The organism is Staphylococcus sp. HMSC13A10 (genome assembly GCF_001808005.1).
Lineage (GTDB): Bacteria > Bacillota > Bacilli > Staphylococcales > Staphylococcaceae > Staphylococcus > Staphylococcus pasteuri.
Map to the genome: position 1 here is coordinate 150,971 of NZ_KV791880.1, position 10,400 is coordinate 161,370.

Genomic DNA, 10,400 nt, shown 5'->3' on the forward strand with positions numbered 1-10,400 from the left:
AAATTAATAAGATGCACCAAGCAGCATCGTATGATGTTGCTTGGTGCATTTTCAATTTAAAGTTAATCATACGTTGATTGTTAATGGATAAATAATAATAATAATTAGCGGAATGTCATTGCACTTTGAACATAAATCGAGTATAGTTATAAATACTTAATTATTCATAAAAGTATATATATATTAATAAAACATTCAATGATTTTATTGAAATGGATGAATACATAAAATTGCAATTATAAATAGAGAGAAATGGATGACATAAAATGAATGGACACACTAAGCAAGAGATTATTAAAGGTAGAATAAAATTTATTACAATGTCGCTTATCGGAATTATACTATTTTTAATTCCTATACCAGTTGAACAAGATGGCAAAAAGCAAACAACATTACCTGTCGCATTTTTAGCCAATTGGTTAAAAGATGTTGTCGGTGATGCTATGCCTATTATTATCGTCACAATTATTACATTATCAGCAATATTAACACTACTTTGTTCTACAGTTTTAAAAAGTAAATTGAATCCAACAGGTTTAATGTATAATGCATTCAATGTTAATATCAGCTGGATGATTTTAAGATTGTTAGCAGTGATATTTGCCTGGGTTACTTTCTTGAAAATAGGTCCTAAGATGATATATTCAGAAGACACTGGAGGTCTTGTATTTTCAAGTCTATTACCTACATTAGTTGCTGTGTTTTTATTTGCAGCATTATTTTTACCATTGTTAATGGAGTATGGATTACTAGAACTATTGGGACCATTATTTAAACCCATTATGCGTCCATTGTTCACATTACCGGGAAGATCAACAGTAGATAATTTAGCTTCATTTATAGGTGATGGTACAGTAGGAGTATTAATTACAAGCCGTCAATATGAAGAAGGGTTTTACTCTAGAAGAGAAGCAACTGTGATATCCACGACATTTAGTGTTGTTTCAATTACATTTGCGATAATTATAGCTGACACAGTTAAAATGCAAGATAAATTTTTCTTATTCTATTTAAGCGTGATTATATCATGTTTAATTGCGGCAATGATTATGCCTAGAATTTGGCCATTAAATAAAATTCCTGATGAATATGCAAAAGAAGTTTCAAGTGATGCTAGAACTGAACAGTTGCCAGAAGGTAAAACAGCAATTGGTCATGGCTTCGATATGGCAACTGAAGTTGGAATCAAAGCACCAGGTTTAAAAGACTTTTTTAAATCAGGATTTAAAACGGTTATAGATATGTGGTTTGTTATTTTACCTGTAGTTATGAGTATAGGAACAATAGCAACAATAATAGCTAATTACACACCTCTATTTGAATATATTGGAAAACCTTTTGTTCCATTTTTACAATTACTTCAAATTCCAGAGGCGACACATGCATCTCAAACCATATTAATTGGTTTTGCTGACATGTTTTTACCATCAATTTTAATTGAAAGTGCACACAGCGAAATAACTCGTTTTGTTATCGGGGCGTTGAGTATTACACAATTGATTTATTTATCTGAAGTAGGTGGCGTTATTCTAGGTTCTAAAATACCGGTCAATATAGGGAAATTATTTATTATCTTCTTAATCAGAACGGTTATCACTTTACCTATCATAGCTTTAATTGCACATCTATTTCTATAATTAAAAAAGCCAAGTAGTCATTTAATATAAGTGTATAAGTGTTAGTAACAAAACTTAACATATACATTTTAAAATGCAGCTACTTGGTTTTTATTATAAATTAAAGTTTAAGGATTAAGAACAGAAAGAACATTCGCTTTTACAATTTCACTTTTTATAACTGGGGAAGCTTCTTTATTATCTGATTGTTTAGGACGTTGATGTGCTTCTTTAAATGCATCGCTATTTAACCAATTTTTGAAATCTTCTTCAGTATCCCACCATGTGTTAACATACATATCTTCAGTGTCATCATCTTTCTCTACTTGCCAAACTTCAATCTTGTTAAATCCTTTTAACGATTCGATTTTCCCACCTTTTGTAAATCTTGGTGCCATTTTTTCAGCAAATCCCTGTTTGACAGTAATACGATTAGTTACTACGAACATTTATATCACTCCTCTATTAATATTAAATACTATTATTATTACTTAAGTTTATATAAATTATAATACTTGTTACAGCATTAATAAAAACAAAAGGGGACAATAACTTAAAACATTATGAAATGCTAAGTTATTGCCCCGATATATACAGAAGTAAACCTATTTTTAGAGTTTACTTAGTTAGCTCATTATAAACTTTTTGATCATTTTGAGTATAAATAATGTATTCATGGTCAGCTGTATCAATTACAACTCGATTTGTTTTGCCAAAAGTAGAACCGATTCTAGAGATTTCTCTACCTTCAGCGTTTGGAACAGCATGGATGTCTTGGTCTTGATAAATATTTTTAATTTCGTTTGTAGGTATTTTAATATCTGCAACTCTCCATTGAATTCTTACTTCGTTATTATCTTTTTTTACTGTCATTGCCATGATTCAATACACATCCTTTAATTATTTTTGTACATATATCATATATTATTTTGGAAACGTTTTCAACACATAATGTGATACTTTTTATAAATTAAGTCATACTAATTGGAATGATGTTGTTTTGGTGAATAGTAACCGAAAATACGTTCGTATAAAATGGTTAAATATGATAAAATATTGCTATTAAAGGAGAGGTAATTATGACTGGAAAGACACATGCATCGTGTGGTTTATTAGTAGGCGCATTAACAACTCAGTATTTTCATACAGACTTATTTTCATCAGTAACAGTGGTTGTCTTATCAGTGATTTCTAGTTTGTTACCAGATATTTGTCATACACAAAGTAAAATTGGACAGAAATTTAAATTACTTAGTTTTTTCATTCGACTTATTTTTGGACATCGAACATTCACCCATTCCTTATTATTTATTGGTATTATAGGTTTTTTATTATATCTCATCGATACGCCTAAGTATTATGGGGTAGCTATTATCATTGGACTGGTTTCACATGTTATACTAGATATGATTACGCCTAAAGGAGTAAAGTTTTTATATCCTTTACCAATCACAATTAAAATGCCGATTAACTTTAAAACAGGTGGGCTTGTAGATTTATCTCTTGCTACTGCATTAACAGTTGGTGCTGTTTATGTGTTTTTTCAAATTGGAGTAAATGATATCATACATTATTGGAGATACTTTTTTGCGAATGATTAAAAATTGTATAGTGTATTTATGATAAGGTTATCGAGCGAAAATTTATATTTTACATAAGGAGACTAATTGATGTTAGACAAAAACAAATTAGAGAAATTTAATCAACAGCATATATATGAATATGAAAAATTAATGAGCACTAATGAAAAACAAGCACTTGAAGAGAAAATTGAAACACTAGATTTAGAAGACATTCAAAAAATGTATAACAACTTATATGTTAATAGACAAACAATTGATGATACTTCGGATGTTTCAGAAGTTAAGTATTCAGTAAAGTCTAATATGGATAATGAAACGATAAATACATATAAAGAACAAGGCATTGAAGCAATTAGAAATGGGCAGTTTGCTGTTGTGTTGATGGCTGGAGGTCAAGGAACTCGATTAGGTTATTCTGGACCAAAAGGTTCATTTGAAATAGAAGGTGTTAGTTTATTTGAACTACAGGCACGTCAATTAATTGATTTAAAAGAACAAAGTGGTCATACGATAGATTGGTACATCATGACAAGTGATATTAATCATGAAGCAACTAAAGATTACTTTGCTCAACATAACTATTTTAAATATGACCCTGAAAAGATTCATTTCTTTAAACAAGATAATATTGTAGCTTTAAGTGAAGCGGGTCAACTTGTATTAAATGAAACTGGACATATCATGGAAACGCCAAATGGTAATGGTGGTATATTTAAATCGCTTAAAAAAGCGGGTTATCTTGACAAGATGAAACAAGATAATGTGAAATATGTATTCTTAAATAATATTGATAATGTGTTAGTAAAAGTATTAGATCCTATGTTTGCAGGATTCACTGTTGCTAACAATAAAGATATTACATCTAAAACGATTCAACCTAAACATGGCGAAAGTGTAGGAAGACTTGTAAACAAAGATAGTAAAGATACTATACTTGAATACTCTGAACTAGACCCAAATATAGCTAATCAATTTGAAAATGCTAATATCGGAATACATGCTTTTAAATTAGGATTTATTATGAGTGCAGTAGATAGAGAATTACCGTATCATATAGCTATAAAAAATCTGAAACAACTAGATGAAGATTTTGGTGTAATAGAACAACCAACTTTAAAATTTGAACTATTTTATTTTGATATATTCCGTTATGGTACAAGTTTTATCACACTACAAGTTCCTAGAGAAGAAGAATTTTCACCTTTAAAAAACAAAGAAGGTAAAGATAGCGTAGAAACAGCTACTGCTGATTTAAAAAGAATGAACATGATCTAAATTAAGGTGGATAAGCAAATGGCAAATTCAGAAACACATCAAAATAACACTAATAAAAGTTCATTTAGAGACATCATGCCACTGTCATTCGGTGAAGAAATAGGTAATTCTATATCTCACGGTGTTGCCTCACTGATTACAATGATAATATTACCTTATGCTGCTGTTCATAGTTATAATAAGGGTGGCGCGCTTTTATCAACAAGTATATCTATATTTGTAATTAGTATATTTTTAATGTTTATATCTTCAACTATATATCATGCTATGGCTAATCACACATTGCAAAAATATGTGTTGAGAATTATTGATCATAGTATGATTTATATAGCAATTTCAGGAACTTATACACCTATATTATTAAATGTGATTGGTGGTTGGCTCGGTTGGTTAGTGTTTTTACTATTATGGGGTACTACAGTATGGGGGATTTTATATAAATCACTGGCTACTCATGTTAATCACAAACTGAGTTTAATTGTATATTTAGTAATGGGGTGGGTAGGTGTAATCTTTGCACCTATCATCATATTAAGAACATCATGGTTATTTATTTTATTTATTGTTTTAGGTGGCCTTTCATATACTATTGGAGCTTGGTTTTATGCCCAGAAAAACCGTCCATACTTCCATATGATTTGGCACATATTTATAGTGGTAGCTTCTTTTTTCCATTTGATTGGCATTCTATTTTTTATGAAATAAAAGTATGACAAAAATGACGGGGATTGGCCTCGTCATTTTTATTTTCAAAAATTCATACTAATATATGATTGTTTTATCAGCATAAAGTCTATATTATTGTTTGAGTTGAAAGAAAACGAAAGGGAGTAAAATAATGAAATTAAGATCTATTGTTACAGTCATTGCATTAATTATGATTATGTTCATGGCTGCAATTGAAACATCTATTATATCTCTAGGACTTCCTAGTATTAATCGTGATTTAAATGCAGGTAAACATATTTCGTTGGTAGTTACTGTTTACTTTATTGCGTTAGTTATTGCTAACCCAATAGTTGGTGAATTTATATCACGTTTTAAAATCATGTTTGTTGCGATATGCGGTGTGATTTTATTTGGTATTGGGAGTTTGATGTCTGGTTTAAGCGATACGTTTACATTATTAATTATTTCAAGAATTATACAAGGCTTTGGCGCTGGAGTGATTATGTCTCTATCACAAATTGTACCTAAATTAGCTTTTGAAATTCCTTTAAGATATAAAGTAATGGGTATTGTTGGTAGTGTTTGGGGAATTTCTAGTATAGTAGGGCCACTCGTTGGTGGAGGTATATTAGAAGTTGCCACATGGCACTGGTTATTTTTTATTAACTTACCTATAGCTATTATTGCTATTGTTTTAATTATTTTTACCTTTAACTTTAAAGAGGAAGAGGTTAATAAAAATATTAATTTTGATGCTAAAGGTTTAACATTATTTTATATTTTTATTGGTTTATTAATGTACGGTTTATTAAATCAAACGATGTTCATTTTAAATATAGTCAGTTTGATTTTAGCAGTGTGTGTAGCTGTTTTATTATATAAAGTTGAAAAGAAAAGTGATCACCCATTTTTACCAGTAATCGAGTTTAATAAATCAATATCTTTAGTCTTTATTACGGATTTATTAACTGCGTTATGTCTTATGGGATTCAATATTTATATACCGGTTTATCTACAAGAAAAAGTAGGTATAAGCCCATTACAAAGTGGCCTAGTTATATTCCCACTTTCAGTAGCTTGGACAATATTTAATTTTTATTTGGGTAAAGTCGAAGAAAGCTTAACAAGAAAGACTTTATATTTATCGGCTTTTACTTTAATTATTGTATCAAGTATTATCATATTATTCGGTTTAAAATTACCATTACTCATTGCACTTAGTGTTATTTTAGCTGGTGTAGGTTTTGGTTATATTTACACAAAAGACAGTGTTATAGTTCAGGAAGAAACGACTCCAAATCAAATGAAGAAAATGATGTCATTTTACTCTCTAACTAAAAATTTAGGTTCATCAATAGGTTCAACTTTAATGGGCTATTTATATGCAATCAAAGCAGGTTGGTTTGGGTCAGATCTACAAAATATATTAAGTTTTGTAATTGCTGTAGAAATAATTTTAATTATTAGCTGGGCATTAATATATAAAAAACAAAGCAATTAAACTATAAAAGAGCCTAGGGCATATTTAAGTGCCTTAGGCTCTAAACATATATTTGTATTCAACGACGGTAAGACTAATTCATGATTTTGTGATACTTTATATTTACTTCATGTTAGCTTCTCATTTTTTATAATTTTATAAGGTCATTAATTAGTGGTAAAATACATTTGTATTGAATAAATTAGGGGGATAAGTGTAATGAAGTTTTTTAAAGATAAATTTTATAATTTAATATCTACACTTATTGTTCTAACTATTTTTATAATTTCTGGAACGATATTTTTAATGTTTTTAGGATTTGGGTTATATGGGTTAAGTAGGTTACTCATATATTTCAAGTTAGGCTACTTTGGATATAATAAAAGCTTTTATGACAATATTTTTTATTATGGTAGTTATATCGTATTAGGATATTTCACGCTATTTGCAGTCGAACATCTAATGGACTATTTTAGAAAACGTCTCCCACAAAATCCGTATTTTCAAGGAATAACATATCATTTAATTGCTTATTCAGTTACTACAGTATTGTTTTATTTCATTATTCACGTGCATTACACTTATATTGATATTAAATTTTGGGTAATTATGATTATAATAGGCTTCTTATATATATGTAAGGAAATATTTTATCCTGATAGTACTAATCTAAATAATAAAAAATAGTAAGCAGTATATTTGAATAATTATTTAAAGTTTGGTTGAATTGTATACTATTACTGAATAAAGGAGATTATGTACGTGAGCAATATAGAAATTAGTAAAAGACGTAGGAATTTAATTGTTTCTGTAATGCTGATTAGTGCTTTTGTGGCAATCCTTAACCAAACATTACTTAATACAGCATTACCCCATATTATGAGAGGGTTAAAAGTTGATGAGAATACATCACAATGGTTGATTACTGGTTTTATGCTAGTTAATGGGGTCATGATTCCTTTAACTGCATATTTAATGGATCGAATCAAAACGAGACCATTATATTTGTCAGCAATGGGAACTTTCTTGATTGGTTCAATAGTAGCTGCTATAGCACCTAACTTTGGTGTTTTAATGACTGCAAGAGTAATTCAAGCTATAGGTGCTGGCGTATTAATGCCATTAATGCAATTTACATTATTTACGTTATTCACAAGAGAAAGACGTGGATTTGCAATGGGGCTTGCTGGATTAGTTATTCAGTTTGCGCCAGCGATTGGACCTACATTTACAGGTTTGATTATTGATCATGTGAGTTGGAGAGTACCATTCATTATTATTGTAGGTATTGCTTTAGTTGCACTTATCTTTGGTTTTATTTTTATCTCAAGCTATAACAATACTAAGAAAACGAAACTTGATAAACGCTCAATTGTATATTCAACATTAGGATTCGGTATGATGTTATATGCATTTAGTAGTGCAGGTAGTTTAGGCTTTAGTAGCCCGGTTATTATTTGTACATTAATCATTAGTGTTTTAATTATATTAGTATTTGTTAGAAGACAATTATCTATATCTAATCCATTATTAAATTTGAAAGTATTTAGTAACAAAGTATTTTGTTTTAGTACAATTACTTCAATGATTGTGATGATGTCCATGGTTGGCCCAGCATTACTTATTCCATTATATGTACAAAACGCATTAGCATTATCTGCATTATTATCAGGATTAGTGATTATGCCTGGTGCAATTATTAATGGGTTAATGTCTGTATTTACTGGTAGTTTTTATGATAAATATGGACCAAGACCATTAATTATTACAGGATTTATAATATTAACTATATGTACATTCTTATTGTGCTTCCTAAAAGCGGACACATCATATACGTATTTGATTGTGATTTATGCTATTAGAATGTTTGCAGTTTCATTACTTATGATGCCTATTAATACTGCTGGTATAAATGCGTTAAAAAACAGCGACATTTCACATGGTACAGCTATCATGAACTTTGGACGAGTTATGGCAGGTTCTTTAGGTACGGCTTTAATGGTAACCTTTATGAGCATGGGTTCAAAATGGCTAGGATCAACAATTGCTACATCAGGTAGTAAAGAAATGATACAACGTCAAACTGTTGCTGCTGGTGTAGATGTGTCATTTGCACTTGTTACAGTCTTTGTAGTTATTGCATTCTGTTTTGCTTTATTCATTAAAGAATCAAGAAATAAGTCAAAAAATATTAGAGATATTTAATAGGATTAGTTTTATTAAGAAGTTAGTTATTAAATTAAGCTAACTTCTTTTTTTATTTTAAAAAAAGTCTTATACTAAAAAAGATAGACTAGGTAATGACAAAATATGTTTATTTAGTTAAGACAATATAAATAAGGGGGATTTACTTTGTTAACGGTAAATCAAGTCAAAGAATTAGTTGGAGAGTTAAAAGATGCAATTATTGATGTACCTTTAAAAGAAACAGACGGTATAGTAGATGTTTCTATTAAAGAAGAAATTGAACATGTAAGTGTCAAAATTGCTATGGCTCAATTAGGAGGTCAACCTCAATTAGACCTTCAAATGGCAATAGTTAAAGTATTAAAAGAAAACGGCGCTAAAACTGTTGGAATTAGATTTGAAGAATTACCTGCTGATACAGTAGAACAATATAGAGGCAAAGGCACAGAGAAACCAAAAACAATAGAAGGACTATTATCTAAAAATAACCCAGTAGAATTTATTGCAATTGCTTCTGGTAAGGGCGGCGTTGGTAAATCTACGGTTGCCGTTAACTTAGCTGTTGCTTTAGCAAGAGAAGGTAAAAAAGTAGGTTTAGTAGATGCTGACATTTATGGATTTAGTGTTCCAGATATGATGGGTATTGATGAAAAACCAGGTATAGAAGGTAAAGAAGTGATTCCTGTAGAAAGATATGGCGTTAAAGTTATATCAATGGCATTCTTTGTTGAAGAAAATGCTCCAGTTATTTGGAGAGGACCTATGCTTGGTAAAATGCTTACTAACTTTTTCACTGAAGTAAGATGGGGAGATTTAGATTATTTAATACTTGATTTACCACCTGGTACAGGAGATGTAGCGTTAGATGTTCATTCGATGTTACCGTCAAGTAAAGAAATAATAGTAACAACTCCACACCCAACAGCAGCATTCGTAGCCGCAAGAGCAGGTGCTATGGCTAAACACACTGATCACTCAATTTTAGGCGTGATTGAAAATATGAGTTACTTCGAAAGTAAAGAAACAGGTAACAGAGAATACGTATTTGGTAAAGGCGGAGGTACTAAATTAGCTGATGAGCTAAATACACAATTGTTCGGAGAGTTACCTTTAGAACAGCCAACCTGGAATCCAAATGACTTTTCTCCATCTATTTATCAACCTGAAGATCGTTTAGGTAAAATTTACCAAACTATAGCACAAAAAGTAATAGCAACTACACAAAAATAATCAATTGTAAAAAGGCGTATAAAATTAATAAAGATTTTATGCGCTTTTTCTATTGCATTTTAGAAAAATCCTGTTAGAATAATTTCTTGTGAGTTATTAATTCACATATAGCAATTCAAAAAGATTTAAATTAATTATTGACTTTAAATCTTAAAGTTGATATTATATAAAAGTCGTCAAAAACGGCAAGTTAAGTTTATTAAAACTTCGTTAAAAAAGTGTAAAACTTACTATTGCGAAGATGAATTAAATCAATTAAACTTATAAAAGTAATCTTAATTAAATGTTGACTTTCGATTTTGAAAGTAATATAATGTAAGAGATTGCGACAAAATGAACATTGAAAACTGAATGACAATA

The 10,400-nt window shown here is 29.8% G+C and carries 10 protein-coding genes; 8 read left to right on the forward strand and 2 right to left on the reverse strand.

Annotated features, from left to right (window positions below; all coding sequences use genetic code 11):
* Positions 1-266: 266 nt before the first annotated feature.
* Complete coding sequence (locus HMPREF3125_RS10300) at positions 267-1,637, forward strand: YjiH family protein (protein WP_070453739.1); 1,371 nt, start codon at positions 267-269, stop codon at positions 1,635-1,637.
* A gap of 107 nt (positions 1,638-1,744) precedes the next feature.
* On the opposite strand, the gene HMPREF3125_RS10305 is transcribed toward HMPREF3125_RS10300, so the two are convergent.
* Both HMPREF3125_RS10305 and HMPREF3125_RS10310 read right to left on the reverse strand, forming a co-directional pair.
* On the reverse strand, positions 1,745-2,065 hold the full coding sequence (locus tag HMPREF3125_RS10305; RefSeq protein WP_017638491.1) for a heme oxygenase: 321 nt from the start codon (positions 2,063-2,065) through the stop codon (positions 1,745-1,747).
* Positions 2,066-2,234: 169 nt separating this feature from the next.
* A complete protein-coding gene (locus HMPREF3125_RS10310; protein ID WP_017638492.1) occupies positions 2,235-2,495 on the reverse strand; it encodes a SunI/YnzG family protein in 261 nt (86 codons plus the stop codon).
* Between the two features lie 200 nt (positions 2,496-2,695).
* On the opposite strand from HMPREF3125_RS10310, the gene HMPREF3125_RS10315 reads away from it, so the two are divergent.
* From HMPREF3125_RS10315 to HMPREF3125_RS10345, 7 genes are all read left to right on the forward strand, one after another.
* Positions 2,696-3,217: a metal-dependent hydrolase gene (locus tag HMPREF3125_RS10315; protein ID WP_046467176.1), complete on the forward strand. Its 522-nt coding sequence runs from the start codon at positions 2,696-2,698 to the stop codon at positions 3,215-3,217.
* Positions 3,218-3,286: 69 nt separating this feature from the next.
* Positions 3,287-4,474: a UTP--glucose-1-phosphate uridylyltransferase gene (locus tag HMPREF3125_RS10320; RefSeq protein ID WP_070453741.1), complete on the forward strand. Its 1,188-nt coding sequence runs from the start codon at positions 3,287-3,289 to the stop codon at positions 4,472-4,474.
* An 18-nt stretch (positions 4,475-4,492) separates the two neighbouring features.
* Positions 4,493-5,179, forward strand: coding sequence for a PAQR family membrane homeostasis protein TrhA (locus HMPREF3125_RS10325; RefSeq protein WP_070453743.1), 687 nt, complete (start codon positions 4,493-4,495; stop codon positions 5,177-5,179).
* Between the two features lie 133 nt (positions 5,180-5,312).
* Positions 5,313-6,644, forward strand: coding sequence for a multidrug efflux MFS transporter SdrM (sdrM, locus tag HMPREF3125_RS10330; RefSeq protein WP_046467179.1), 1,332 nt, complete (start codon positions 5,313-5,315; stop codon positions 6,642-6,644).
* 198 nt (positions 6,645-6,842) lie between these two features.
* Positions 6,843-7,310 carry a SepA family multidrug efflux transporter gene (locus HMPREF3125_RS10335; RefSeq protein WP_017638497.1) on the forward strand — a complete coding sequence of 156 codons (468 nt, stop codon included), beginning with the start codon at positions 6,843-6,845 and terminating at the stop codon, positions 7,308-7,310.
* Positions 7,311-7,379: 69 nt separating this feature from the next.
* Entirely contained in the window at positions 7,380-8,828 is a 1,449-nt protein-coding gene (locus tag HMPREF3125_RS10340) for an MDR family MFS transporter (protein WP_254388047.1), read from the forward strand.
* A 147-nt stretch (positions 8,829-8,975) separates the two neighbouring features.
* Positions 8,976-10,040, forward strand: a complete 1,065-nt coding sequence (locus tag HMPREF3125_RS10345; protein ID WP_070453747.1) for a P-loop NTPase — start codon at positions 8,976-8,978, stop codon at positions 10,038-10,040.
* Positions 10,041-10,400 lie beyond the last annotated feature (360 nt).